We start from the raw sequence: 24,068 nt of genomic DNA on the forward strand, positions 1-24,068 counted from the left end.
TGATCGCTACAGGATCGCCTGCCCCACCACGATGAGGCAGAACCAGGCGAACGGCCAGGTCGCCATGAGCGCGAGCGCCGTCCGGTGGGTCCACGCGGCGGCCGTCGCCGGCCCGCCGGCCCGCCGCGTCCCGAAGGCCCAGAAGCCCAGCGAGGCCATCACCGGCACCACGCCGAAGAGGATCGTGTCGCCGAAGCGGAATGCGTCGAGGCGGCCCGGGATGACGACGGCACCCAGGACGATCCAGTAGACGCCGATGGCCAGCCAGGCGTTCTCCGCCCAGGTCCTTCGGGGCGTGGTCGGATTGAGCCCGGGGTCGCGTCGCCTGGCGAGGACGAACGGGCCGCTCATGGCCACGCCCAGCCAGAGGTAGAATCCCGACGCGAACGCCACCACGTGCGGCGAGACGCGGCCGCGCGGCGCGAAGGCCCGGAAGAGGACCGCGGCCAGCCCGTAGCCCACGACGATCGCGGCCAGGTCGAGGAGCTGGAGCCGGGGCGGGTCATGTCGTGGGGATTGGACCTCGTTCATGGGACGGTTCTCTCCCGGACTCCCGCCCGGCTCGCGCGTGGTCCCTCAATTCAGCGCGGCCATGCCGAGCCCGCACTGGATCGGCCAGGCGATCGCCAGGATCAGGCCCACGCGACTGGTCCAGGGGCCGGCTTCCATCGCCTCGGCCTGCTGGGGGGGGACGATGACCCACTTCCCCCAGATGATGATCAGCGCCACGGTGCACGAGACGGCCAGGCCCAGCGTCAGCGTCGAGAAGAAGAGCGGATCCTGCCTCGGATCCCCGCCGGACATGGCCGCCTGGAGCATGGCCGAGGCGACCCAGGGAAGGCCGAGGATCCCCCACAGGACGTCGCCGATCCGAGGATAGCCCGGCAGCCTGCGTGAGAACCGCCTGCCCAGGAAGACGAACGGGCCGGCGGCCGTCAGGCTCACGTAGGCGAGCATCAGGCAGGCCATCACCCAGCCCGCCGGGGACAGCCCCCCGCGCATGATCCGGAGGACGTGGACGCAGGCGATCGACGATCCCATGACCAGGGCCAGGCCATCCAGGACGGTGATGTCGCGGCCGGTCTCGATCACTTGCATGCAGCGACTCTCGTCTTACGCGGCGGCCTCTCGATCGCCACGAATTGCCGCGATCGGGCCCCCTGAAGTATAATCGGAGTATTCTCGCAAAGGACAAGGCGACCGACCGGGGCCGCTCGGCATTGAGGCCGGGGGGCCGGTCCTGGGGGTATGCCGGCGCCGGATCGCTTGCACGCCGCCCGGACCGACAGAGCCATCTCGTCGGCCCCCCTCCCCGTGATCCTTCTCATGGTGTCAAGTCCATGGCGCTCCCCAAGGTCGTGATCGTTGGCCGGCCGAACGTCGGCAAGTCGTCGCTTTTGAACTGGCTGGCCGGTCGGCGGATCTCCATCGTCGACGACGTCGCCGGGGTGACCCGAGATCGGGTCGGCGCCCTCGTCCAGCTCGGCGAGGAGCCGGAGCCGAAGTTCTTCGAGCTCATCGACACCGGTGGCGTCGGCATGGTGGATCGGGATGACCTGCACGAGGACGTCGACCGCCAGATTGACACCGCCATGGGCGAGGCGGACGTGATCCTCTTCGTGGTCGACATCCGCGAGGACCTGATGCCCCTGGACGAGGAGGTCGCCCAGCGGCTCCGCTACCTGAAGACCCCCGTGATCCTGGTCATGAACAAGGCCGACTACCCGGAGATTGACCAGCGCGGGGGCGAGTTCTACAAGCTTGGCCGCGGCAAGCCGATCCCGGTCTCGACCCAGCAGAATCGCAATCGCAAGGAGCTGCTCAAGCTCATCGAGAAGATGCTGCCGGACACCTTCGACGCGCTCAAGCCCGCCGACGCGGTCATGAAGATCGCGGCCGTGGGCCGGCCGAACGTCGGCAAGTCCACGTTCATCAACACCCTCGCCAATGCGGAGCGGATGATCGTCTCGGAGCGGCCCGGCACGACCCGCGACTCGGTGGACGTGCATTTCGAGCTCGACGGCCTGCCGTTCCTGGCCATCGACACCGCGGGCGTGAAGCGGAAGGCGAAGATCCGGGAGAGCCTGGACTTCTACTCGATCCACCGCGCCGAGCGTTCGATCCGCCGCGCCGACGTCGTGCTGATGTTCCTGGACCCCACCCAGGGCATCACGCGGCTGGACAAGCAGCTCGCCGACTACATCGCCAAGGAATACAAGCCCTGCATCTTCACGGTCAACAAGTGGGACCTGATGCTCGCCGACCGCGAGGACCCGTCGCAGACGAAGATGGCCCGGTTCGCCCACGTGGTCCAGCACGCCTATCGCAACATGAGCTACATGCCGCTGGCGTTCATCACCGCCCAGACCGGGAAGAACGTGAAGGCGGTGCTCAACCTCGCCCAGTCGCTCTTCAAGCAGGCCAACCGGCGGGTGAGCACCGGCACCCTCAACCGGGTCCTCCGCGAGGCCGTGGCCGCCCACCCGCCCGCGGTCCGAGAGAACCGCTCGCCGCGGATCTACTACGCCACACAGGTCGGCACGGCGCCGCCGACCATCGTCCTGTTCGTCAACAGCCCGCGCCTCTTCGAGCCGACCTACCAGCGCTACCTGCTGAACATCTTCCGCGAGAAGCTCCCGTTCCACGACATCCCGATCAAGCTCTACCTCCGCGCCCGCAAGCAATCGGAGCCCGGGGCCAAGCCCAGGCAGGACGGCGGATCGCACGACGAGGCTGACCTGGACATCATGGATCCGCACGACGTGAGCACCGCCGGGGACGAGAGCGTGCGGTTCCTCGACCACGAGGTGAATGAGCTCCTTTCCGATCTCGATGGATGAGGGGGAACCGATGGCAGATCTGGGCCGCAGGACGTTGATGAAACGGGGGGCACTCGCCGCGGTGGCCGCGGCCGTCGGGGGGCCGGGTCTCGCGACGGTCGCGCGGGCCATCCCGCCGATCGGCCGGACCCGGGCCAGCCACCTCAAGCTGAGCATCGCCGCCTATTCCTACCGGAAGCTCCTCACGGCGAATCCGCCGAAGCTGGACCTGTTCGGATACGCGGACCTGGCCGCGGACATGGGCCTGGACGCGATCGAGCCGACCGCCTACTACTTCCCGAAGGATGTCGACGGCGTGTACCTCCGCCGCCTCCGGCGGCACGCGTTCCTCCTGGGGCTGGACATCTCCGGCACGGCCATCGGCAACAATTTCTGCCTCCCGCCCGGCGCCAGGCGCGACGGCGAGCTGGCCCACACCCGGCTCTGGATCGACCGCGCGGCCGAGCTGAACGCCCCCGTGATCCGGATCTTCGCCGGCAACGTGGAGAAGGGATCTACGGAGGATCAGGCCGTGGAGTGGGCCGTCGCCGGGATCAGGGAGTCGCTGGAATACGCCGCCGTCCGCGGTGTGATGCTCGCCCTCGAGAACCACGGCGGGATCACCGGGACGGCGGCCCAGATCCTCAGGCTGGTCAAGGCCGTGGACCATCCGAGCTTCGGCGTCAACCTGGACACCGGCAACTTCCACGTCGAGCACCCCTACGCCGCGATGGCCGAGCTCGCCCCCTACGCCGTCAATGTCCAGGTGAAGACCGAGATCGAGCGCTCCGCCCGGGGCAAGGCGACGGCGAGAGAGGCCGCCGACCTCGCACGGATCATCGCGATCCTCCGCGAGGCCCGCTATTCCGGCTACGTGGTCCTCGAGCACGAGGCCGACGAGGATCCGCTCGTCGCGATCCCGGGTCACATCCGGAGGCTTCGCGAACTGATCGGCTGATCGCTGGGGGGCCAGGACGACCATTGACCGATCTGGCCCGTCAGCTCGTGGTGGCCTCGGAGGGCGACCGACTGGCATGACCGATGGGACCGAACTCCTGTGAATCCGGGCCGGCCGCGGAAAGATGAACTAGGCTGGAATAGTCCGTGTGCCGGCCTGGTCGAACCGACAGGAGGATTGTCCGATCATGTCCACTCTGAGCTCGACACCTCGCAACCCAGCCGCCTCAGCGCCTTCTTCATGCCGGTTTTCGAGCGTGATGCTGAAGGCTCGGTACAGCGTTCTGGACCTCGTGGCGATGGTCCTGATCCTCGGGACGGCCTTCGGATTGGTTTCCTGGCAATGGAAGAACCGGCTGATGGAATCGACCTCGCAGGTCAGGTCCCAGCTCCTGAAGGCGGTCTTCCAGAGCCCGCTTCCCGGGCACGCCGTGACCGCGGAGAGACCCGTCCCGGATTCCGAGGCCTACAAGGGCAAGTACCAGTTCAGCGACAACTGGTTCACCTATCACATCCCGGTCTGGGAGCGAGTGCTCGCCCCGTTCCAGGGCAAACCCGGCGTTCAGTACCTGGAGGTCGGCCTGTACGAGGGCCGATCCGCCGTCTGGATGCTGGAACACGTCCTGACGCACCCCACGGCCCGACTCACGGGGATCGATCCGTTCCTGGGACCTTACAAGTCGAAGTATCACGCCAACATCGAGAGCTCCGGCCTGTCGCCGAAGGTCACGACGATCGCGGACTACTCCCAGGTGGCCCTGCGAAAGCTCCCGCTGAACGCCTACGACATCATTTACGTCGACGGCTCGCATGCCAAGGATGACGTCCTCGAAGACGCCGTCCTTTGCTCGCGACTCCTGAAGGAGGGGGGCATCCTGATCTTCGACGACTACCAGTGGGTCGGGTGCATGGCCCACGGGACCTGCGATTCCGCCGAGGACTTCCCGAAAGCGGCCATCGATCCGTTCGTCCAGTGCTTCGAGAAGGAATTCGAGGTGATCCACAACTCCAATCAGTTGATCCTCCGCAGGCGGAAAGCTCCGCTCACCCCCGGTTCGGCCTGAGCATGGCGATCGACATCGAGTAGACTCGACGGCGGGGGGAATCGTCATGGCAGTGATATTGCGGATTACGTCGCGAGCCATCTGGGAAAAGGCTCGCGCCGATGGCGAGTTCCGGAGCGAGGACCTCGCCGGCGAGGGGTTCATCCACGCCGCGACTCGCGAGCAGTTGCCGTTCGTCCGCGAGAAGTTCTACAAGGACCAGGCCGGCCTGGTCGTCCTGCACGTCGATACGGATCGGCTGACCTCGCCGGTGATCTGGGAAAACCCCCACGCCAACGGCAGGCTCTTCCCCCACGTCTACGGCCCGATCAATGTGGATGCCGTGACCGAGATTCGGCCGCTGGACGAGGTCCTGACGGTTGAGTGCGACCGATGATCGAGGGCGAGCGGCCGCCACGGACGTGGCTTCGATTTCGCCTCCAATTGCTCATGGTCGCCGTCGCGGCCCTCGCCGCCTGGCTCTTCGCGGAACGCGAGTTGTATCGCACGGCCGCTCGGATGGTTTCGGAGATCGGCGACGGCGAGCAATACCTCGCCGACGAGGCCAACATGGTCTGGGCCATCCTGAGCCTGGCCGTTTTCGGGCCCCTGGCCTTGTTGATACATATCATCCTCAAATTCCGCTCGGCTGTGCCTGGCCGTCCCAAGGCGACGACCGCGACCGATCCCTGAGGCTCCACGCATCCGCTTCCCTTGCATCCCGAAGCCTGGTCTGCTCGAATGTTACAGGCCGGGGAGCGGAGCCCGCCTTGCCGCCATGAGTTGCGGCGAGCCAGGCATCCTAGCGTGGAGTCTCGCGTCGATGATTGTTGGTGTGCCGAAAGAGGTCAAGGACGATGAATACCGCGTCTCGATGCTCCCCGTGGGCGCGGAGGAGCTGACGAGTCTGGGCCATTCCGTCCTCGTCGAGGCCGGCGCCGGGCTCGGGAGCGGGATCGTCGATTCCGAATACGCCGCGGCCGGGGCCACGATCGTCGAGGATGTCCGCGAGATCTGGGGGAAGTCGGACCTGGTCATCAAGGTCAAGGAGCCGATGCCGAAGGAGTGGCCACTCCTGCGGAAGGGGCAGGTCCTCTTTACCTATTTTCACTTCGCCGCCGATGAGAAGCTGACCCATGCGATCCTGGACAGCGGCATCACGGCGATCGCCTACGAGACGCTCCGCGATGCCCGCGGCACGCTGCCCTTGCTCACGCCGATGAGCGAGGTCGCCGGCCGGATGAGCATCCAGGAGGGGGCCAAGTATCTCGAACGGCCCCAGGAAGGGCGCGGGATCCTGCTGGCGGGTGTGCCCGGAGTGGCGCCCGCCGAGGTGGCGATCCTGGGGGGCGGCATCGTGGGATCGAACGCGGCCAAGGTCGCCGCGGGGCTCGGCGCCAACGTCCGGATCCTGGACATCAACCTGGACCGGCTCCGGTATCTCGACGACATCATGCCGCCGAACGTTACGACGCTGTACTCCGACCGCCATACGATCCGCGAGTCGCTCGAGCGGGCCGACCTGGTGGTGGGCGCGGTCCTGATCACGGGGGCGAGGGCGCCCCGCCTGGTCCGCCGCGCGGACCTCACCCGGATGAAGCATGGCGCGGTCATCGTGGACGTGGCGATCGACCAGGGCGGCTGCATCGAGACCAGCCGGCCCACGACCCACCGATCGCCGACCTACGTGGTGGACGAGGTGGTCCACTACTGCGTCACCAACATGCCGGGCGCGGTCGGGCGGACCAGCACCTATGCCCTCTGCAACGTGACGCTTCCCTATCTCCTCCAGATCGTCAAGCACGGCTGGAGGGCCTGCGCCGCGGCCGACCTCGGGTTCGCCGAGGGAGTCAACATCGACGCCGGCCGCGTCACCAACAAGGCCGTCGCGACGACCTTCGGCCTGCCGCTCACCCCGCTGGAGCCCGCCTCGGCCTAGGCCGGCAGGTCGCTCCCACGAGACATCCCGCTTCCCCACAACGCTTTCTCTTTTCCAGGAGACGACGACATGGCCCACGAGCACGATATCGACGACGAGCACGATCACGACCACGACCACGATCACGACCACAACATCGACGAGGCCCTCGAAGAGGCCCTCGAGATGGATACGCAGAGCGAGATCTTCCTCGAGATGAGGCGGCAGAACCTCGAGCTGCTGCGGATCGCGACCGACGTGGCCGGCTACAGCGGCGATCACGGCCCGCTCAAGCCGGGCGACATGCGGAACGCGATGAAGACGATCTGGGAGGTCTTCTCCGAGTTCTACGCCTGGATCGATCCCGAAGAGGATGATGAGGACGACGAGGACGAGGACGAGGACGAGGAGTGAGCCGGACGTTTGACGAAGGGGATCCGGGTGGGCGAAGCACATCCCGGATCGGTGGCGCGGAATCGAGGCACCCTTAACGAGCCACCGCCCGCCCGGGGCTCGGCAGGAGCCTCGCCCTCCCGAGCCGGGGACGCGTCTCCTCGGGAGGGCGAGGCTCCTGCCGAGCCCCGGCGCGAGCCTCTGACTGCGGCCGGGCCATGTTCTCAGCCGCGTCATGGGCAGGCAACCACGATCCATCGTTTCACCAAACCAGCCTCGCCCTTCCGGGCGTTCCCCTACCGAGACAAGAGGACGGGCCGGGCGCATGCCTCGAACTGAAGAGACCGCGAGCTACCAGACGCTGGGTTGGGTCGGCGACGAGCAGGCCGGGCATCTCCGGCTGATCGACCAGACTCGTCTGCCGACCGAGTTCATCGAGATCGACTGCCGCGACGTCCCCACCGTCTGGGAGGCGATCAAGCTCCTGCGGGTCCGAGGCGCCCCGGCCATCGGCGTGGCCGCCGGCTACGGGGCCGTCATCGGGGCCCGCTCTCAGGGCAGCAAGGACGAGGCCACCGTCCGCCAGGCCCTGGCCGAGGCCACGGCCTACCTCCGGACCAGCCGGCCGACCGCCGTGAACCTCTTCTGGGCGCTCGACCGCATGGACGCCACCGCCGCGGCCACCCCTCCGAGCACCGGCCCGGCGCTCCTGAAGCGGCTGCTGGAAGAGGCCAACGCCATCGCCGAGGAGGATCGCGCGATGTGCCGCCTGATCGGCAAGTTCGGCGCGGAGCTCGTCCAGCAGGGCGAGGGCATCCTCACGCATTGCAACGCCGGCGGGCTCGCCACGGCCGACTACGGCACCGCCCTGGCCGTAATCTTCTCCGCCCAGGAGCAGGGGAAGCACGTCCAGGTCTTCGCCGACGAGACTCGGCCGCTCCTCCAGGGGGCCCGCCTGACCGCCTGGGAGCTCCAGCGCCGCGGCGTCCCCGTCACCCTGATCTGCGACAACATGGCCGCCCAGGTCATGAAGGAGAAGAAGATCCAGAAGGTCGTCGTCGGCGCCGACCGGATCGCCGCCAACGGCGACGCCGCCAACAAGATCGGCACCTACGGCGTCGCCCTGCTGGCGAAGGCCCACGGCATCCCCTTCTACGTCGCGGCCCCGTCCAGCACGTTCGACCTGACGATCGCCGACGGCTCCTCGATCCCGATCGAGCAGCGCGACCCCGCCGAGGTGACCCACGGCTTCGGCAAGCAGACGGCACCCGCGGGCATCTCCGTCTACAACCCCGCCTTCGACGTCACGCCCGCCGAGCTGATCGCCGGCATCATCACCGAGAAGGGGGTCATCCGCCCCGTGAACACCGACACCATCCGCGAGGTCCTGGCCGGCTGAGCCGTCGCCCGTTCTCCCGGACCCACCATCGAGAGGCTTCCATGCTCGCCCACAGCGTCTTCTTCACCCTCAACGACAACTCGCCCGCCGCGATCCAGACGCTCGTCGACACGGGGAAGAAGTACCTGCGCGAACATCCCGGCGTTGTCTTCTTCGCCATCGGGACGCTGAACGCCGACCTCGCCCGCCCGGTGAACGACCGCGCGTTCGAGGTGGCCCTCCACGTCGTGTTCGACTCGAAGGCTGCGCACGACGCCTACCAATCCGCCCCCGACCACCTGAAGTTCATCGAGGAGTGCAAGTCGAACTGGAAGCAGGTCCGCGTCTTCGACGCGGACGTCTGATCGCGGCCCGGAGAGTCTTGCCGCAACCGGGCACCGCCCGGGAGCACCGGTATGGATCGCGGACAGCTCGTCGACCTGCTCTGGTATCGGACGTGGTACGCCTACTCGGCGGGGAATCCGCCCTGGATCGAGATCCCGTATCACGTCTTCAACCTGTTCGAGGGGGCGGCCTGGTGCCTCTTCGCGGCGCTGGTCCTGCGACGCTACCTCATCCATCGCCGATCCTGGCTGGAGCTGGCCTACGCCCTCGCGTTCCTGACATTCGGGATGACGGACTTCCGGGAGGCCTATTCGCTCCAGACGTGGCTCCTCTGGATCAAGGGGCTCAACCTCGCGATCTTGCTGGGGCTTCGCGCCCACATCCTCGGTCGGTATTACCCCGGGGAGAAGCTCTACTGAATGAGACCGGGATCGCCCGGAGCGGCGCATCTCCGCAGGCGGTTCACAGCTCGGGCCCCTTCGGCTCGGTCCGCGGATCCACGATCCCGCCGCCGGCGTCGGCCGGGTTGGCCGGCTCCTGCTCCGGTTCGTTGGGTCCGTCCGAGGAGCCGTTGCCCGTCGGCAGGGCCGGGTCATTGAAGACGTCGTCCGGCGCCGGGTGAATGGTGCGAGGGTCCTGCAAGCCCTGCCCCGGATCGAGGAGGGGCAGCTCATCGGGTGCGCCCGGAACGGTCGGCAGAGTCATGACTCAGTCCTCGCTGATCTCGACGCCGTGACGCTTCGCCGCCTTCCGGATGCGGGACTCGATCTGCTTGACCTCGTCCGCGGTGTATTTGGCGGCGTTGTCCTCGTGATGAATGTAGCTCCACGCGGCCCGGACGTGCCCGGGCGTGTCGATGGGGTATTTCTTGTTCACGGGATCGGCGAACTCGACGTCGCCGTATTCGTGTTCGCCTCGCTCGGGATTCACGTCCGCGCGATGATGGATCTTCTCGCTCATGACTGGTCCCCGTGGCGGCCGTGGCGAAGAGGTGAGACGCCTGCACGGGACGGGCTGCCGCCTCGCCCGCCCAGACGGATCAGGGTTGCAAATGACGCGCCACCCGTCTCAACGCCGGTCGGACCGCTGGGGCACGGACGGTTCGTCGGACGAGCGCGAAATTCGCGGGATCGTGGTCGGCGGTAGCATCGGCCCCGGGATCGAGGTGGAATCCGGGGTCTCCGCGATCGCCACCTCCACGCGCTGGCCCAGCTTGAGGGGGGTTAGGGGGTCGAAGCCGATCCGGACGGCCAGGACGCGGGTGTCGGTGGGGCGGCCCGGGTCGTCGGGTCGGATCCGCCGGGGGGTGAGAAAATCGGCGATGTCCTCGACGGTCCCGCGCCACGACCGGCCGCCGTGGCCCGGCGCGGAGATCGTCACGGCACAGCCGGGGGCGCATCGCGGGATGTCGTACTCGTCGATCTCCGCGACGATCCGCAGGCGGTTGAGGTCGACGATCTTCAGCAGGGGCGCACCCTGGGTGACAGTCTCGCCGGCGTCGACGTGCCTGGTGATGACGATGCCGGCGATGGGCGCGTGCAGCTTCGTCCGGGCGAACTCGGCCTCGATCCGGCGGTAGGCGGCGACGGCCGCGGCCCGGCGGGCGCGGGCCACCTCGCGGCGGGTCTTCAGGCGGTCCCTCGCCTCGTCCTTCCCCGGCTGCTTCTCCGCGAGCCGATCGACGCGGGCTTGCTCGCGGTCGAGGCCGGCGAGCTCGGCGTCGATCTCGGTGACCTTCGCCACGGCCTCCTCGGCGGCGGCCTTGATCTCGGCGCTTCGAAACTCGACCAGGAGGTCGCCGGCATGGACCGTGGACTTCTCCTGCACGAGCATCCGGGCGACGGTCCCGGACATCTCGGCGCCGACGACGACCTCGGCCCCGGGGCGGGCCGCGACGTGGCCCTCGGCGAGGATCCGCGACGTGGCGGGGGCCGCGGGGGCGGTCCCCGGCGTCGAGGCGAGGTCGTCCCCGGCCGACGAGAGCGAGGCGGGGAGCGACGTCCACGGTGAGTCCTTCGACCCTCCGAAGGCCTGCCACGCGAGCCAGCCGGCGAGCACCAGGCCGGCCGCCGGCAGGATGACGCGCCCGAGGAACATGGTCGGGGACATCACGGAGTCTCCACGCCGGTCAGGGAGCCGTCGCGGATCCGGACGACGCGATCGGCGATCGTCCGGACGCTCGGGTCGTGGGTCACGATGAGCAGGGCTCGGTCCTCCTCGCGGGCCAGGCGGCGGAACATCTCGAGGACGTGCGCCGTGGCTTCGGAATCCAGGTTTCCCGTCGGCTCATCCGCCAGGATGAGTGGGGCCGAGCCCGCCAGCGCCCGGGCGATGGCGACTCGCTGCTTCTGGCCGCCGGAGAGGTCGCGGGGGCGGAACGCCTTCCGCTCGGAGAGGCCGACGGCATCGAGCACCCGGTCCGCCTCCCGCCGAGCCTTCGCCCCTCGCCAGCCGCGGATATTCAGCGAATAGACCACGTTTTCCCGGGCCGTGAGCGAGGGGAAGAGGTTGTATTGCTGGAAGACGAAGCCGATGGATCTGCGGCGGATAGCCCACATCCGCCCCGGCCGCCGCGCGTCGACCTCGCGGCCGTCGATCCGCACCTGCCCCTGGCTGGCGCCGAGCAGACAGCCCAGGATGCAGAGGAGTGTCGTCTTGCCGGATCCGGACGGCCCCTCCAGGGCGACGACCTCGCGACGCGCCAGGGAGAGGGAGACCCCGCGCAGCACCGGGACCTCCCGGGGGCCTTCCCGGTATGTCTTTCGGACGTCCTGAGCTTCCAGCACCAGCATCTTCGCCCCCGCCCCGCAGGAACGGGCCCCCGCCGGCTCAGCCCCGGAAGACGATCGCCGGGTCGATCGCCGCCACCTTCCGGAACGAGAGGAGCGCCGCCGAGAGGCACAGAGACTCCGTCCCGACGAACACCATGGCCCCCATGGTAGGGGTGATGCTCATCTTCATGTCGAGCTGAAGGAGCAGGGGGTTCAGGCCCAACGCGAGGGCCAGCCCTACCGCGAATCCGATCGCCGCGGCGAACATCGCCTGCTCGCCGATCAGCCCACAGACATCCCGGTCGCGGCCGCCGAGCGCCTTGATGGTGCCGAACTCCGGCAGGTGCTCGGCCGTCGACGCGTAGAGCGTCTGGGCCACGATCACGACCCCGACGAGCGCCCCCAGGAAGACCGTCAGGAAGATGGTCAGCCCCAGGCCCGTGCTCTCGATCCAGTACCGCCGCGAGATCCCCGCCCATTCCGCCTTCGTGTGCACGTCGTTGTGCGGCAGCCGGCTGCGGATCTCCCGCCGGACGGCCTCCGCGCTGGCGCCCGGCCTGAGCTTCACCAGGATGAACGTCGTCTGGCCGCCGAGCTCGTCCGGGGAGAGCTGCTGGGCGAGCTGGTAGTCGAGGAAGGCCATGGGGTTGGTCGTGAAGGATCGGGCGTCGCGGGTCCGGCCGATCACCTTCAGGCGTCGGCCCTGGAATTCCCGCTCGTCGCCGGCGAGGAAGGGGCCGAACCGCCGTTCGGCGGACTCGTCGAGCATCACGAACCGTCCCCGGCGAAGGTCCGCGGGATCCCCCTCCGCGACGTTCCACGGGAAGCCCCAGCGGCGGAAGTCGTCGAGGCCGTAGTAAATCACCGACTCCTTGGCACCGGTGGGGAGCGAGACGACCGCGTACCAGACGATGAGGTTGTCCGCGAGCTCGACCCCCGGGATCGACCGCACCCGCTGGACGTACGTCTCGGGGAACGGATTCCCGAAGTCCACGTTGGGCGTGTTCCGGGCCATCACCCAGAGGTCGGCGTCGAGCTTCTCGATGGTGATGCTCGCGTTCTCGAGGAGCCCGAAGAAGAGCCCCACCTGGACGAGCACGAGCGCGACGGAGAAGCCCACTCCCAGCACCGTGGCCAGGAACCGCGCCTTGTCGTCCAGGAGCATCTTGAGGGCGAGGTCCACCACGACGGCTCAGCCCTCCCCGGGGATCGAGGCGACCGGGCCGGGGGCGGGCCCGGTGAGAGCCGCCGGGGGCTCCGGCCCGTGCCCGACGAGCCGCGCGACCAGGCGATCGGGGAGGCGTGCGATCAGGGCCATGAGCGCCGCCATCGGCCAGGGGAACGACACCACGCCGGACGCCCTCCGCTCGATGACCCGGGCGATCCGCCGCGCCGCCGCCTCCGGCGTCATCTCGAAGGGGGTCGCGGCGGCGTCCATGGGGGTGATCGAGGTCGCCACGAACCCCGGGCAGACCGTCGCCACGGCCACGCCCTTGCGCCGCAAGGCGATCCGCAGGCCCTCCGCATAGGCGTTCACCGCGGCCTTGCTGGCGCAGTAGGCGGATTCGCCCGGCAGGCCCTTGAAGGCGGCCAGGCTCGAGATCGCCACGATCTGCCCGCGTCCCCGCGCGATCATGCCCGGGAGGACGGCCTCGATCGCGTACACGACGCCCAGCACGTTCACGCGGAAGGTCTCCTCGACATCCGCCACGTTCAGCGGATCGAGCCGCGTCGGCGCCCCGAACCCCGCGTTGGCGACCATCACGTCCACCGGCCCGAGCGCGCCCTCGAGCTGTTCGATCGAGGCACGCAGGCTGCGGCGATCGGAGACGTCGGCCGCGCTGGCGTGCGCGATGCCGCCCCGGTCGCGGATCTCCGCCGCCAGGTCGTCCAGGGCCTCTCGCCGTCGGGCCACCAGGCCGATCCGGTGGCCGCGCGAGGCCAGCTCCATGGCGAGCGCCCGGCCGATGCCGCGGGAGGCTCCGGTGATCACGATCGCGGATGGCGACATCAGCCGATGGGCTCCTCGACCGCCCTGAGGACCAGGCAGCTATTGCTGCCGCCGAAGCCGAACGAGTTCGAGACGGCGATCTCCACCGGATGCTCCCGGGGGACCTTCGCCACCACGTTCAGCGGCACGTCGATCTCCTCCAGGTTGATCGTGGGGGGGATGGCCCGCCTCCTCATCGCGGCCATGCAGGCGACCGCCTCGACGGCGCCGGCGGCCGTCAACAGGTGGCCGGTCATGCTCTTGGTGGAGGTCACCGGGATGCGGTCGAGTTCGCCGCCGAAGACCAGCCGGAGCACGGCGGCCTCCGCGGCGTCGCCGACCGGGGTCCCGGTCGCATGGGCGTTGATGTGGTCCACCTGGTCGGGCCGGACTCCGGCGTCGGCCAGGGCCCGGATCACCGCCCGGCCGGCCGAGGCCGGGTCGGGGCTGGGGATGACGGGGTGGTGGGCGTCGCTGCTCGAGCCGCAACCGACGACCTCCGCATGCGCGCGGGCCGACCGCCTGCGGGCGTCGCCGGAGCGTTCGAGGACGAACACCCCCCCGCCCTCACCGAGCACGAATCCGTCGCGATGGCGATCGAACGGACGGGAGGCGGCGGCCGGGTCGTCATTCCGCCTCGAGAGGGCCTTGAGGTTGCCGAAGGTCGCCAGCCCGACGGGCGTCACGGCCATCTCGCAGCCCCCCGCCAGGCAGGCGTCGGCGAGCCCCCTCCGCAGCCAGTTGCGGCCGATCTCGATCGCGAAGTTGCTGGAGGCGCAGGCGGCCGATAGGTTGAGGACAGGGCCGCTCAGGCCGAACCTCCGCGCCACCCGATCGAGCGTGGTCTCGCGGTCCCTGTCCGGGTCGCGGACGCGGTCTCCGCCGGCGCGATGGTCATCCTCCCAGAGCTGCATCCATTCCGCGCCGATCCCCAGGACCAGCCCGATTCGGAGGTCGCGATGCCGCCCCCAGAGGCCGGCGTCGCGGAGGGCCGACTCCACGCACCAGGTCGCGACCTGCTCGAGCCTCGGCAGGCGGCGGAAGGCCGTTGGTTCGAGGATCGAAGGGCAGGGGACGTCGAGGACCTGCCCGGCGATCCGGCTCGGGTAGTCGTCGGTCGCGAACGTGGAGACCGGGCCGATGCCGGATCGGCCGGCCAGCAAGGCGGATTCCACGGCGTCCCGGTCGTGGCCGAGCGGAGTGCAGAGGCCCGCGCCCGTCATCCAGGTCGGATCATCCTTGATCATGAAGAAGCCTCCGGATCCTCCACGCGACCGGTCGGGAATCCAAGCTCGGCGATCATCCGACCACTCGCATCGGCCAGGATGACCTGCCACGAGCCCCGCTCCGGACCGCCGGTGTCGCGGCCGTGGTGGGGCCGCGGAATCCCCGGGCCGTGGGGACGATGGGCCACTATGCGGATACCGAGGCTTGCGGAGGAGGGTCCTCGGCCGAGGATCCGGCCCAGCTCCGCGTGATCCGGCGAGGTCCCTTGCGTTCCACCTTCCGCGTCGCGGATCCGGAGCGTCGCGGCCGGCGCCGGTGACGAGCCGGAGGGGGCGAGCACGAGGGCGAGCGCCTCGCACGCGGAGCCCTCGGCCGAGGACTCGGCCCCGCCCGGGATCCGCTCCGGATGCCAGCCGGTGATTGCCAGCAGGACCGCCGGCACGATGCCCGCGTCGAGCCACGAGAGGGCCGCGAGTAGCCCCTCGAAGGCCGATCCCGCGCCGCCGCCGATCCCGAGGTTCGGGCCGCGGATGCCGAGCGCGAGGCTGAGCGTGCCGGACGGCGAATGGAGGGCGAAGTGGGGTATCAGGTGGGGAGAGACGCCCCAGACCCCCTCCTCGTCGAATCGAGTCAGGGCCTGGCTCAGCTTCTCCCGGCCGAGGAAGCGGGGCGCGACGAGGAGCCCCCAGCTCGCGACCTCGGAAGCCGCGTCGGGATCGAGGCGGCGGATCGCCTCGAACGCCGCGGCGAGGGCCACCACGGTCTGTTCGTCGGATTGGCGGAGTACCCCGGCCTCCGGCGTGGGCCATCCCGGCGGCAACGGCTCCTGACGTCGGCGATAGGCGGCAATCTCCGGGGGCGTCATCCGCCGCACGCCATGGCACCGCACCTCCGCCACCAGCGCCCCTCGCACGAGGGGCTCGACGGGCCCCGACGCCCTCTCCCTGCCGACGTTCGCAATCACGCGGTCATCCCTTACCTTGCGGATTCTTGCGGCTTGCACGCCGAGCTTCGGCGGCGGGAATCCATCCCCGTGCCGGTGCTGCGGATCCCCGGAATGATGAGGGTGACTATTTACGGTTTCCCGGGTATTCTGACCAGCCCGATCGGCATGACTCGCCGGCCGGCGGCGGAACCGGAGGTTCCGACCGAGGTCTCGAGAGCAAGGAGAGCCCATGGCCGCATCCTCGCGCAAGCCCCTCCCCGTCGACAGGCTCGCCGCCGCGCTCAAGGCGAACACGCTGGTCCGCATCCTCGAGGACTTCGAGCAGCGGTTCCCCGACGCCCACCTGAAGGACCTGGTGGTGGACGACGTCCGCGGCGAGCGGGAGATCCTGGTCGCCGGGCGATGGGTGACCAACTTCGGCTCCGACAGCTTCCTCGGGCTCGATCGCGACCCCCGGGTCCTCGCGGCGATCCGCTCCGGCGTCTCTCGCTGGGGGAGCCACAACGGGACCTCGCGAGCCTTCTCCAGCGTGCAGTCGAACGCGATCGCCGAGGATCGGCTGGCCGCCTGGCTGGGCGTCGAATCGACGCTCATCTATCCGTCGGTCACCCTGACCAATCATGGCGCGATCCCCGGCCTGGTCGGCCGCAAGGACGTGGTCGTGATGGACGAGCTGGCGCACAACTCGATGCAGGAAGGCGCGAAGCTCGCCCAGGCCGCCGGCGCCCGCCTGGCCACGTTCCCGCACAACAGCCCGGAGGGGCTCGAGGACGCCCTCCGCAAGCTGCGACCCTACCGGCTGGCGCTCATCTGCGTGGACGGCGTCTACAGCATGGGGGGAGACCTCGCCCGGCTCGCCGAGCTCCGACAGGTCGGCGCGGCCCGCGACGGCGTGCTCTACGTGGACGATGCCCACGGGACCGGGGTCATCGGCTCGCACGGCCGCGGCACCGTGCTCGACGCCCTCGGGGACTACGACAACACGCTGATCGTCGGCTCGCTCTCTAAGGCCTTCTCGTGCGCCGGGGGCTTCATCGGCTGTTCCGCGACGCTCAAGAAGCTGCTCAAGATCCGCTCCAATACCTACATCTTCGGCGGCCCGGTCGTCCCCGCCTACCTCGACGCCATCTGCGAGGTGGTCTCGATCCTGGAATCGACCGAGTATGATCGACTCCGCGGGCGACTGACGGCCCACATCGAGCGGCTGACCCGGGAGCTGGAGGCCCTGGACCTGGTGGTCAGCGGCGGGGCCGCACCCATCGTGTCGGTGCTCATCGGCGATGAGGCGGATACGCTGCGAGCCGGGAGATTCCTCTTCGATCGCGGCTACTACGTCCAGTCGGTCCTCTTCCCCGCCGTGCCGTATCACGGCGGCGTGCTCCGCATCCAGTGCAACGCGAACCACTCCGAGGACGCGATCGACGGCCTGGCCTCGGCCTTCCGGGCCCTATGCAGCTCGAAGATCCAGATCCCCCGACGCAGCGACCGCCGAGGCTGGGGCGCCGCGGCCCTCGAGAAGGTCGCGGCCTACTGCGCGGAGAAGCTCGTCGGCTGAGCCGGACGTCCCGCCCCGGCTCGCATTCCGGGGCGGGAGACTCCCGCGACTCGGCCCCCATCCCCTCGCCCGCTAGGCCGCGTGCGACTGCGGGCCGCGTGCCCCGCTCGACGACTCGTGCGCGCGAGCCTGTAGTTTCTCCTCGACCAGGTCCAGGAGCTGGGCGAGCTGCTTCACCTCCATCAGCTCCTCCATCGCCAGGCGGATGCGGAACTGCCGCTCCACCCTCATGATCAGGCCGACGACATCCACCGAATCCAGCCCCAGGCCCTCGCGGAGGTCCGCCCGCTCGTCGATGGGCCCGTAATCCTCACCCATCTCCTCCTCGAGCAGTTGCAGCAGGGTCGCCCGCAGTGCGTCACGATCCGTCATGATCTCACTCCCACGTGCTGGGTGTGCCCGACCTACCCTCGCCGGCCCGGCCGTCGCGATGTGACCTCGTCGCCGGGGGTCGAGCCGAGGACTATACCCCTTTCCCCGATCCGAGCAACGTCGGACTCACAAGTCGCGGCACTCGCGTCCGGATCGGTATCGAAGTCGGCCATCCTTGACGACGAACGAATTCGATCTCAATCGGTGAAAGGCGAGTTGTTGGACAAAATGGGAAATCTGGGTATCTTTGGTTGAGAGTGGGGATTCCGTGGAGGTTGTCGAGTTGCGAAGTTTCATCGACTCGCGACGCAACCGAGAGGTCTGGCAGCATGGGAGATCGTGCGATGACACAGGTGGCCGGGTTCCTTCGCAGGCAGGCGTTCCGGATGATACGGGGCTCATTCGCCGGGGGAGCATGCCGGAGCCGGGCGGCGAGGCGGACCGCGGCGAGGGTCCTGGAAGGGCTCGAGGATCGCACGGTCCTGTCGACCATCGACATCTCGGGGGGTGTCTTGACGTATCTGGAGACGACCTCGCCGGGGAGTCCCAACGTCCTGACCGTCTCGTCGACCGGCCCGGCCGGCACGCTCACCTTCGTCGAATCGAGCCAGCTCGTGACGCTCGGGGCGGGCGCGATCGCGGCGGGATGGACGGGAAGCGGGACGAACAATCCGCACGGCCCGGATTCCGCGGTCTCCTCGATCTCGATCACCCGTGCGGGCGCGAGCGTCGTCACCATCTCCTCCGTGAATGACCCCACGACGATCGAGCTGGGGACTGGGGCCAGCACCCTCGTCGTCGGAAATGCCGGCGACACCTCCGGCGTGCAGGCGCCGATCTCGGTGAAGGCGACGGGCGGATCCGGGGCTGTACTCGTCGACGCCAGCGCGGGGACGAGCGCCCAGACGTTCAACGTCACCACGACCCAGGTGGTCAGCTCCACGCTGACGAGCCCGATCACCCTGGGGACGGGGATCACGGGCGTCATCCTCGATGGCGGTGCCGCCAACGATCTGTTTGACATCACGGGCCCGGGCACGAGCCTTCAGACCTATACCGTCGAAGGGGGCGGCGGGACCAATGTCCTGGATCTCCACTCCACCCAGAGTGGGCTGGATTATTCCGTTCCGGGCGTCATCGCGGGCCCCTCGCTGATCGTCGACTACACCAACCTCGCCACGATCCACATCACCGAGCCCTCCTCCCCGCCCGAGGGGACGGGCGTCACCCTGAATGCGACCGAGGCCCAGGCGTTCACGAACAAGGTGGTCGCGTCCTTCACGGAGAGCGATCCCGGGGCGAAGGCGAGCAATTTCGTCGTCTCGATCAACTGGGGCGACCTGACGCCCAGCACCGCCGGCGTGATCCTGGCCAACGGGACGGACGGCTTCGACGTCCTGGGCAATCACGTCTACGCGAACCCGGGCACGTACCCGGTCAGCGTCACCGTCACCAACCTGGGGACCAGCGGCAGCGCCACCGTGGGGGGGACCTTCATCACGGTCACGGGGACGGCCGCCGCCCCGGTCACGATCCCGTCCACGGCCGACGTCGCCGCGGCGATGCTGTCGGCCCAGGGCGTCCCGGTCAGCGGCTACGAGGGGCTCACGGTCGGCAACTATCCGACCGTGACCATCCCGTCGGCGAACAGCGACGTCCTGGTGGCGACCTTCTGGGACGCCGGCACGATCAACATCGAAGGCTACACCGCGAGCATCAATTGGGGCGACGGCACCGCGGCCTCGGCGGCGACGCGGATCGTCGAGACCGGGACGGCCAACGGGATCGTCTTCCAGGTCTACGGCACCCATACCTACGCGACGGTCGGCGCCTACCCCGTGGTGACGACGATCACCAAGTCCACGGGCGCGACCGCCAACGCCGCGTCGACGGCGACGATCGCCGATGCACCCCTGACGGCCATCGCGACCTCGCCGATCAGCACCACCGAGGGGGTCTACTTCAACGGCACCGTGGGCTCGTTCCGCGACGCCGATCCGGGCTCGTCGGCCGGCGAGTTCCTGGTCACGATCGACTGGGGCGACGGCTCGCCGCAGACGGTCGGTTACCTGACCGGGACTTCCGGCAACCTCGGCATCACGTATGCCATCCGGGGCACGCACACCTATGCCGACTCGCTGCCCATCGGCAAGCCCGGATCGGGCGTGCCGGGCCCGCAGGACGGAACCTATCCGATCACGATCTACGTGACGGACGTCGACGGCTCGCGGCTCGTCCTCTCGAACACGGCCAGTGTCGCCGATGATGCCCTGACCCTCGGCGGCCACCTCGATCCCGCCAGCGACTCCGGCGTCTCCCACAGCGACGCGATCACCAACGTCAGTCAGCCCAAGTTCGTCGGCACGGCCAGCGAGCCCTACGCGAAGGTCTCGCTCTATGCGACCGCCTCGGGTGCGGGCCTGCCGACACTCATCGGCCAGGCGACGGCCGACAGCACCGGGGCCTGGAGCATCACCCCGGGATTCGCCATCGCCGACGGCACCTACTTCATCTCGGCGCAGGCGATCGACAGCTCCGACCACACCCTCAGCGACGTGACGACGATCACCTCGCAACTGGTCATCGACACGGTCGGGCCCAAGGTCACGGCCGTCCTCCTGGACCGGATCCACGGCACGGTCACGCTGACGACCGCGGACTTCGGCGGGCTCGGGAATGCGGGCGTCGGGCTCAATCAGAACACCCTGATCGACGCCAACAACTACCTCTTCAGCCTGATTTACTCGCCCTTCAATCCCAAGCACGTGCCCAAGTTCCTGGTCTCCTCGCTCTCAACCACGCCCGGGACCACCACCGGGGATCAGGTGACGACCGTCACCATCAATAACGGCCGGTATCTCCGCGGCGGTCATTTCCTGTTCACCGCGCGGTCGGTGACGCCGAGCAACCTGACGGGCATTCAGGACATCGCGGGCAATGCCCTCGACGGCGAGTTCTACAGCTACTTCCCGTCGGGCAACAACACGCCGGGCGGCGACTTCGTGGCCGAGCTGGACGCCGTCCACCACAAGGTCTACGCCCCCCGCACCGTGATCGGCAAGGCCAGCCCGGTGAGCCCGCCGGGCACGCCCGGGACGAGCTCCACCATCCCGACCTATCAGCCGGGCCGCACGGTCCGCCTGGCGGCGGCCTCGCACCAGTCGGCGGGCAAGGCCGTCAAGCTGACAACCCGCACGGCGGCCGTCAAGTCGACCGGCCACGACGCGCGGACGCTCCTGGCCTCCCGGCACGCGAAGGTCGCCCCCAAGGGCCGCGCGTGATCGACGGAATGCCACCGACGCGACGGGGCCGGTCCTTCGAGGCCGGCCCCGTTCGTTGATGGCGATGAAGGGCCGTCAATCTTCGCGGACGATGTAGCCCTGCTCGACGAGCTTCGCGACGATGGCCTCGACGCATTCGTCCACGGAGAGCTTGCTCGTATCGAGCGTGACCTCGGCGCCCTCCGGTGCCTCATAGGGATCGTCGACGCCGGTGAAGCCCATCGGCCTGCCGGCGGCGACCGCGGCCCGGGCCGAGGAGTAGAGGCCCTTCACGTCGCGCCGCTCGCAGATCTCGATGGGCGTCGAGCAGTAGACCTCGACGAAGTGGCCGCGGGACATGGCGCGGGCCTCGTCGCGGACCGCGCGGAACGGGCTGATCACCGAGCAGACCGTCGTCCCGCCCGCCCGGCAGACGAGGCCGGCGACATACCCGACGCGGCGGATGTTGATATCGCGATCCTCGCGGCTGAAGCCCAGCCCGCGGGAGAGGTGGGTCCGGATCTCGTCGCCGTCGAGGAAGGCACAGTTGCGGCCGGACTCGGCCAGCCGCTCGATGAGCGCGTGCGCGACCGTGCTCTTGCCGGACCCGGACAGCCCGGTGAACCAGATCGTCAGCCCTTGCCGCGACCTCGGCGGGTGCGTCTCGGCGAGGATCCGCGCCACGGCCGGGCGGGTGAACCAGTCGGGGAGCGTCAGGCCGGCGGAGAGGTAGTTGTCGTGGACCTCGGCCTCGGAAAGGGTCGCGGTCCTCGCCCCGTCGGGGACCTCATCGATCGGGAGGTATCGGCGCTCGACCGGGAGATAGACCATCCGGCCTGGTGCGACCAGTCCCACGCCGATCTCCCCGGCTTGATCGGCCATCGTCCCCAGGCTTGAATGGTCGCCTTCGACGATCAGGTCCGAGCAGCCGTAGTTCCGCGCGACGATCGCGCGAAGCAGGACCTCACGGGGCCCGGCCCTTCGTTCCGCGAGCGGCAGGAGGCTGAGCACCGCGTTGCCGGCCTCGAAGCCCTCGGCCACGAACGCGCGGTAACAGCGTATGCGCGTGTAATGGTCCACGTCGCCCGGCTTCGTCACGCCCACCGAGGGCTGGATCAGCAGGCCGCCGCCGGTCATTCGGGCCGCCCGTCGGGCCATCTCCTCATCGGCCCGGTGCAGGGGGGTACTCGTCGGGAAGGCGACGATTCGGGACCAGCCCAGCGACCGGAAGTGCTCACGAAGCTCGGCGGGTGTCCGCCGGAGGTCCACGAAATCATAATGGGGCGGGGTGCGGATGACCTCGAGCGGACCGGCCGCATGATACCTCGCGGTGCGGTCGACCCAGGCCGCGGAGGGATGCGACCCGTCGGGCGTGCCGTGGAATTCCTCAGCCTCGCGCGACCTGTCCGCCTCGTAGATCTCCTCGACGTGGAGGAAGGCGAGGAGGTTGCCGTAGACGTCCCGGAGGGCGAGCGTCTTGCCCTCCGCGACGCCCTCTCCCGGGGTGACGGGGAGCGTCACGGGCAACGGCCAGAGGGTGCCGTCGGCGAGACGACCCTCCGAAAGGACGCTCTCGTAGTCCTCTCGATTCAGGAAGCCCCGGAGTGGGGAGAACCCGCCGACGCTGAGCAGCTCGAGGTCGCACAGCGATCGGTCGTCGAGGGTGAGGCTCGCGAAGTCCCTCGCGGCGGCCTTCATCTCGGCCGCGCGGTCGGGGCCGACGATCAGGTCCACGAGCGTCCCGCCATACGGTTCGATCAGGTCGCCGCTCGGCATTGAAGATCCCATTCAGATGATCCAGTCCTGCGGCGTCGCCTGGGCGGCCAGCAGGGCGAGCGTCGTCCGTTCGAGGACGCACCGTTCGGCCTGGCGAACCTCCTCCCAGACTCCGGCGAGGACCTGAGCCGAGGAGGGATGCGCCGAGGACGAGTCGGGCGTCGAAGAGGGCTCCCGGGGAGGCAGGTCCGGGCCGTCGATGGCGCTCAGCACCTCCCGGAGGTTGATCTCCGCCGCGGGCCGCGCCAGGCGATAGCCGCCGGATGCGCCCCGGGTGCTGGCGACGAGGCCCGCCCCCTTGAGCAGGAGGAGGATCTGCACGAGGTATCGCTCCGGGATCCCGCGGGACCTGGCGATGTCGCGGATACGGAGCGGGGGCGCGGCCCGACCGGACTGTGCGAGCGCCAGCAGGGCCAGGCAAGCGTACTCCGCCTTCGCCGAGATCTTCATGGACGCGCCTTGTCGACTCAAACGGCTCCGAGCCCGTCTCCCGGATCAGAGCTGGCTGCTATCGAGCGAATGGAGGCCGCACTCGGTCTTGGCCTGGCCCGCCCAGCGGCCCGCCCGCTCATCCTCCCCCGCGCCCACCGGCCGGGTGCACGGCCAGCATCCGATCGACGGGTATCCCTGGTCGTGCAGCGGGTTGTACGGGACCTTGTTGGCGACGATGAACGCCCAGACGTCCCGCTTGGTCCAGGCCAGGAGCGGGTTGACCTTCGCCAGCCCGAACTTGGGGTCCCAGCCCAGCACCTTGGCCCTGGCACGGTCCGCCGACTGATCCGCGCGGATGGCCGTGATCCAGGCATCATACCCGACGAGCGCACGCCTCAGCGGGACGATCTTCCGCTCGTAGCAGCACCGCTCCGAGTTGATCGCGTAGAGTGGCCCGCCATTCTTCGCTTCGTACTCGGCGACACTCGTATCGGCCCCGACCAGCTCCACCTCGATGCCGTAACGCTCCGCGATCCGGTCCCGAAGGGCGAGCGTCTCCGCGAACTGATAGCCCGTGTCCAGGTTGAAGATCCGGACGTTCGCCTCGATCTCGGCCAGCAGGTGGATCAGGATACACCCTTCCGGCCCGAACGCCGTCGCCATCGTCAGGCGATCCCCATACCGATCAACGGCCCACCGCAGGATATCCGTCGGCGCCGCACCCGCAAGTCGGTCGTTGACTTCGGTCAGCTCTTCCTCGGCCAGCATCGTCTCTGTCCCGGCCATCGCTCTGGGCTCCCTGATAGGACCTCGTGTTGGGGGTAATCTTACATTTCCTGGTGATGAAGGTCAACATTGCGGCCCTCTCGTCGTGTCCTTCTCCTCA

26 protein-coding genes are annotated in these 24,068 nt (G+C 69.0%); 12 read left to right on the forward strand and 14 right to left on the reverse strand.

Going from position 1 to position 24,068, the window contains the following annotated elements; genetic code table 11:
- Positions 1 to 6: 6 nt before the first annotated feature.
- Both G6O54_RS17240 and G6O54_RS17245 read right to left on the reverse strand, forming a co-directional pair.
- A complete protein-coding gene (locus tag G6O54_RS17240; RefSeq protein WP_165226901.1) occupies positions 7 to 531 on the reverse strand; it encodes a hypothetical protein in 525 nt (174 codons plus the stop codon).
- Between the two features lie 45 nt (positions 532 to 576).
- A complete protein-coding gene (locus G6O54_RS17245) occupies positions 577 to 1,098 on the reverse strand; it encodes a hypothetical protein (RefSeq protein ID WP_165226902.1) in 522 nt (173 codons plus the stop codon).
- 242 nt (positions 1,099 to 1,340) lie between these two features.
- Here G6O54_RS17245 and der point away from each other — a divergent pair, with 242 nt between their 5' ends.
- From der to G6O54_RS17295, 10 genes are all read left to right on the forward strand, one after another.
- Positions 1,341 to 2,840 carry a ribosome biogenesis GTPase Der gene (gene der, locus G6O54_RS17250; RefSeq protein ID WP_165226903.1) on the forward strand — a complete coding sequence of 500 codons (1,500 nt, stop codon included), beginning with the start codon at positions 1,341 to 1,343 and terminating at the stop codon, positions 2,838 to 2,840.
- Between the two features lie 10 nt (positions 2,841 to 2,850).
- Entirely contained in the window at positions 2,851 to 3,777 is a 927-nt protein-coding gene (locus tag G6O54_RS17255; protein WP_250846941.1) for a sugar phosphate isomerase/epimerase family protein, read from the forward strand.
- A 259-nt stretch (positions 3,778 to 4,036) separates the two neighbouring features.
- On the forward strand, positions 4,037 to 4,840 hold the full coding sequence (locus G6O54_RS17260) for a class I SAM-dependent methyltransferase (protein ID WP_165226904.1): 804 nt from the start codon (positions 4,037 to 4,039) through the stop codon (positions 4,838 to 4,840).
- A 46-nt stretch (positions 4,841 to 4,886) separates the two neighbouring features.
- Complete coding sequence (locus G6O54_RS17265) at positions 4,887 to 5,216, forward strand: DUF952 domain-containing protein (protein WP_165226905.1); 330 nt, start codon at positions 4,887 to 4,889, stop codon at positions 5,214 to 5,216.
- Entirely contained in the window at positions 5,213 to 5,512 is a 300-nt protein-coding gene (locus G6O54_RS17270; protein WP_165226906.1) for a hypothetical protein, read from the forward strand. Before G6O54_RS17265 ends, G6O54_RS17270 begins: the two co-directional genes overlap by 4 nt.
- 130 nt (positions 5,513 to 5,642) lie before the next feature.
- Positions 5,643 to 6,758 (forward strand): alanine dehydrogenase, encoded by a 1,116-nt coding sequence (gene ald / locus G6O54_RS17275; RefSeq protein ID WP_165226907.1) that lies wholly within the window; start codon positions 5,643 to 5,645, stop codon positions 6,756 to 6,758.
- A 69-nt stretch (positions 6,759 to 6,827) separates the two neighbouring features.
- Positions 6,828 to 7,151 carry a hypothetical protein gene (locus G6O54_RS17280; RefSeq protein WP_165226908.1) on the forward strand — a complete coding sequence of 108 codons (324 nt, stop codon included), beginning with the start codon at positions 6,828 to 6,830 and terminating at the stop codon, positions 7,149 to 7,151.
- Positions 7,152 to 7,455: 304 nt separating this feature from the next.
- Entirely contained in the window at positions 7,456 to 8,529 is a 1,074-nt protein-coding gene (gene mtnA, locus G6O54_RS17285; protein WP_165226909.1) for an S-methyl-5-thioribose-1-phosphate isomerase, read from the forward strand.
- Positions 8,530 to 8,570: 41 nt separating this feature from the next.
- A complete protein-coding gene (locus tag G6O54_RS17290; protein WP_165226910.1) occupies positions 8,571 to 8,873 on the forward strand; it encodes a Dabb family protein in 303 nt (100 codons plus the stop codon).
- Between the two features lie 51 nt (positions 8,874 to 8,924).
- Positions 8,925 to 9,272 (forward strand): hypothetical protein, encoded by a 348-nt coding sequence (locus G6O54_RS17295; protein WP_165226911.1) that lies wholly within the window; start codon positions 8,925 to 8,927, stop codon positions 9,270 to 9,272.
- 43 nt (positions 9,273 to 9,315) lie between these two features.
- On the opposite strand, the gene G6O54_RS17300 is transcribed toward G6O54_RS17295, so the two are convergent.
- The 8 genes from G6O54_RS17300 to G6O54_RS17335 all read right to left on the reverse strand — a co-directional run bounded on the left by G6O54_RS17300 (position 9,316) and on the right by G6O54_RS17335 (position 15,805).
- Positions 9,316 to 9,558 (reverse strand): hypothetical protein, encoded by a 243-nt coding sequence (locus G6O54_RS17300; RefSeq protein WP_165226912.1) that lies wholly within the window; start codon positions 9,556 to 9,558, stop codon positions 9,316 to 9,318.
- 3 nt (positions 9,559 to 9,561) lie between these two features.
- On the reverse strand, positions 9,562 to 9,813 hold the full coding sequence (locus G6O54_RS17305) for a DUF6582 domain-containing protein (protein ID WP_165226913.1): 252 nt from the start codon (positions 9,811 to 9,813) through the stop codon (positions 9,562 to 9,564).
- 108 nt (positions 9,814 to 9,921) lie between these two features.
- A complete protein-coding gene (locus G6O54_RS17310; protein WP_165226914.1) occupies positions 9,922 to 10,962 on the reverse strand; it encodes an efflux RND transporter periplasmic adaptor subunit in 1,041 nt (346 codons plus the stop codon).
- Complete coding sequence (locus G6O54_RS17315) at positions 10,962 to 11,645, reverse strand: ABC transporter ATP-binding protein (protein WP_165226915.1); 684 nt, start codon at positions 11,643 to 11,645, stop codon at positions 10,962 to 10,964. The genes G6O54_RS17310 and G6O54_RS17315 overlap by 1 nt, the downstream gene beginning before the upstream one ends.
- 37 nt (positions 11,646 to 11,682) lie before the next feature.
- Positions 11,683 to 12,810, reverse strand: a complete 1,128-nt coding sequence (locus G6O54_RS17320) for an ABC transporter permease (RefSeq protein ID WP_165226916.1) — start codon at positions 12,808 to 12,810, stop codon at positions 11,683 to 11,685.
- Between the two features lie 6 nt (positions 12,811 to 12,816).
- A complete protein-coding gene (locus G6O54_RS17325; RefSeq protein ID WP_165226917.1) occupies positions 12,817 to 13,635 on the reverse strand; it encodes an SDR family NAD(P)-dependent oxidoreductase in 819 nt (272 codons plus the stop codon).
- On the reverse strand, positions 13,635 to 14,861 hold the full coding sequence (locus G6O54_RS17330; RefSeq protein WP_165226918.1) for a beta-ketoacyl-[acyl-carrier-protein] synthase family protein: 1,227 nt from the start codon (positions 14,859 to 14,861) through the stop codon (positions 13,635 to 13,637). Before G6O54_RS17330 ends, G6O54_RS17325 begins: the two co-directional genes overlap by 1 nt.
- Positions 14,858 to 15,805, reverse strand: a complete 948-nt coding sequence (locus G6O54_RS17335) for a beta-ketoacyl-[acyl-carrier-protein] synthase family protein (protein WP_165226919.1) — start codon at positions 15,803 to 15,805, stop codon at positions 14,858 to 14,860. Before G6O54_RS17335 ends, G6O54_RS17330 begins: the two co-directional genes overlap by 4 nt.
- Positions 15,806 to 16,016: 211 nt before the next feature.
- On the opposite strand from G6O54_RS17335, the gene G6O54_RS17340 reads away from it, so the two are divergent.
- Positions 16,017 to 17,342, forward strand: coding sequence for an aminotransferase class I/II-fold pyridoxal phosphate-dependent enzyme (locus G6O54_RS17340; protein ID WP_165226920.1), 1,326 nt, complete (start codon positions 16,017 to 16,019; stop codon positions 17,340 to 17,342).
- Positions 17,343 to 17,414: 72 nt separating this feature from the next.
- Here G6O54_RS17340 and G6O54_RS17345 read toward each other — a convergent pair whose 3' ends face one another.
- Positions 17,415 to 17,714 carry an acyl carrier protein gene (locus G6O54_RS17345; RefSeq protein WP_165226921.1) on the reverse strand — a complete coding sequence of 100 codons (300 nt, stop codon included), beginning with the start codon at positions 17,712 to 17,714 and terminating at the stop codon, positions 17,415 to 17,417.
- A gap of 344 nt (positions 17,715 to 18,058) precedes the next feature.
- Between G6O54_RS17345 and G6O54_RS17350 the strand changes: the two genes are divergently transcribed.
- On the forward strand, positions 18,059 to 20,995 hold the full coding sequence (locus tag G6O54_RS17350) for an Ig-like domain-containing protein (protein ID WP_165226922.1): 2,937 nt from the start codon (positions 18,059 to 18,061) through the stop codon (positions 20,993 to 20,995).
- A gap of 75 nt (positions 20,996 to 21,070) precedes the next feature.
- Here G6O54_RS17350 and cysC read toward each other — a convergent pair whose 3' ends face one another.
- Genes cysC through G6O54_RS17365 form a run of 3 tightly spaced genes read right to left on the reverse strand, consistent with a single transcriptional unit; the run spans position 21,071 to position 23,968 of the window.
- A complete protein-coding gene (gene cysC, locus G6O54_RS17355) occupies positions 21,071 to 22,762 on the reverse strand; it encodes an adenylyl-sulfate kinase (RefSeq protein ID WP_205678870.1) in 1,692 nt (563 codons plus the stop codon).
- Positions 22,763 to 23,200: an RrF2 family transcriptional regulator gene (locus G6O54_RS17360; RefSeq protein WP_165226923.1), complete on the reverse strand. Its 438-nt coding sequence runs from the start codon at positions 23,198 to 23,200 to the stop codon at positions 22,763 to 22,765.
- A 45-nt stretch (positions 23,201 to 23,245) separates the two neighbouring features.
- On the reverse strand, positions 23,246 to 23,968 hold the full coding sequence (locus G6O54_RS17365; RefSeq protein WP_250846942.1) for a phosphoadenylyl-sulfate reductase: 723 nt from the start codon (positions 23,966 to 23,968) through the stop codon (positions 23,246 to 23,248).
- Positions 23,969 to 24,068: the final 100 nt, after the last annotated feature.

It is taken from the genome of Aquisphaera insulae (assembly GCF_011064615.1).
GTDB classification, from domain to species: Bacteria; Planctomycetota; Planctomycetia; order Isosphaerales; family Isosphaeraceae; genus Aquisphaera; species Aquisphaera insulae.

Bases quoted from the DNA above. Each gene is read 5' to 3' on its own strand.
- G6O54_RS17240 (WP_165226901.1), bottom strand. From the start codon at position 531: ATGAACGAGGTCCAATCCCCACGACATGACCCGCCCCGGCTCCAGCTC.
- G6O54_RS17245 (WP_165226902.1), bottom strand. From the start codon at position 1,098: ATGCAAGTGATCGAGACCGGCCGCGACATCACCGTCCTGGATGGCCTG.
- der (WP_165226903.1), top strand. From the start codon at position 1,341: ATGGCGCTCCCCAAGGTCGTGATCGTTGGCCGGCCGAACGTCGGCAAG.
- G6O54_RS17255 (WP_250846941.1), top strand. From the start codon at position 2,851: ATGGCAGATCTGGGCCGCAGGACGTTGATGAAACGGGGGGCACTCGCC.
- G6O54_RS17260 (WP_165226904.1), top strand. From the start codon at position 4,037: ATGCTGAAGGCTCGGTACAGCGTTCTGGACCTCGTGGCGATGGTCCTG.
- G6O54_RS17265 (WP_165226905.1), top strand. From the start codon at position 4,887: ATGGCAGTGATATTGCGGATTACGTCGCGAGCCATCTGGGAAAAGGCT.
- G6O54_RS17270 (WP_165226906.1), top strand. From the start codon at position 5,213: ATGATCGAGGGCGAGCGGCCGCCACGGACGTGGCTTCGATTTCGCCTC.
- ald (WP_165226907.1), top strand. From the start codon at position 5,643: ATGATTGTTGGTGTGCCGAAAGAGGTCAAGGACGATGAATACCGCGTC.
- G6O54_RS17280 (WP_165226908.1), top strand. From the start codon at position 6,828: ATGGCCCACGAGCACGATATCGACGACGAGCACGATCACGACCACGAC.
- mtnA (WP_165226909.1), top strand. From the start codon at position 7,456: ATGCCTCGAACTGAAGAGACCGCGAGCTACCAGACGCTGGGTTGGGTC.
- G6O54_RS17290 (WP_165226910.1), top strand. From the start codon at position 8,571: ATGCTCGCCCACAGCGTCTTCTTCACCCTCAACGACAACTCGCCCGCC.
- G6O54_RS17295 (WP_165226911.1), top strand. From the start codon at position 8,925: ATGGATCGCGGACAGCTCGTCGACCTGCTCTGGTATCGGACGTGGTAC.
- G6O54_RS17300 (WP_165226912.1), bottom strand. From the start codon at position 9,558: ATGACTCTGCCGACCGTTCCGGGCGCACCCGATGAGCTGCCCCTCCTC.
- G6O54_RS17305 (WP_165226913.1), bottom strand. From the start codon at position 9,813: ATGAGCGAGAAGATCCATCATCGCGCGGACGTGAATCCCGAGCGAGGC.
- G6O54_RS17310 (WP_165226914.1), bottom strand. From the start codon at position 10,962: ATGTCCCCGACCATGTTCCTCGGGCGCGTCATCCTGCCGGCGGCCGGC.
- G6O54_RS17315 (WP_165226915.1), bottom strand. From the start codon at position 11,645: ATGCTGGTGCTGGAAGCTCAGGACGTCCGAAAGACATACCGGGAAGGC.
- G6O54_RS17325 (WP_165226917.1), bottom strand. From the start codon at position 13,635: ATGTCGCCATCCGCGATCGTGATCACCGGAGCCTCCCGCGGCATCGGC.
- G6O54_RS17330 (WP_165226918.1), bottom strand. From the start codon at position 14,861: ATGATCAAGGATGATCCGACCTGGATGACGGGCGCGGGCCTCTGCACT.
- G6O54_RS17340 (WP_165226920.1), top strand. From the start codon at position 16,017: ATGGCCGCATCCTCGCGCAAGCCCCTCCCCGTCGACAGGCTCGCCGCC.
- G6O54_RS17345 (WP_165226921.1), bottom strand. From the start codon at position 17,714: ATGACGGATCGTGACGCACTGCGGGCGACCCTGCTGCAACTGCTCGAG.
- G6O54_RS17350 (WP_165226922.1), top strand. From the start codon at position 18,059: ATGACACAGGTGGCCGGGTTCCTTCGCAGGCAGGCGTTCCGGATGATA.
- cysC (WP_205678870.1), bottom strand. From the start codon at position 22,762: ATGGGATCTTCAATGCCGAGCGGCGACCTGATCGAACCGTATGGCGGG.
- G6O54_RS17360 (WP_165226923.1), bottom strand. From the start codon at position 23,200: ATGAAGATCTCGGCGAAGGCGGAGTACGCTTGCCTGGCCCTGCTGGCG.
- G6O54_RS17365 (WP_250846942.1), bottom strand. From the start codon at position 23,968: ATGGCCGGGACAGAGACGATGCTGGCCGAGGAAGAGCTGACCGAAGTC.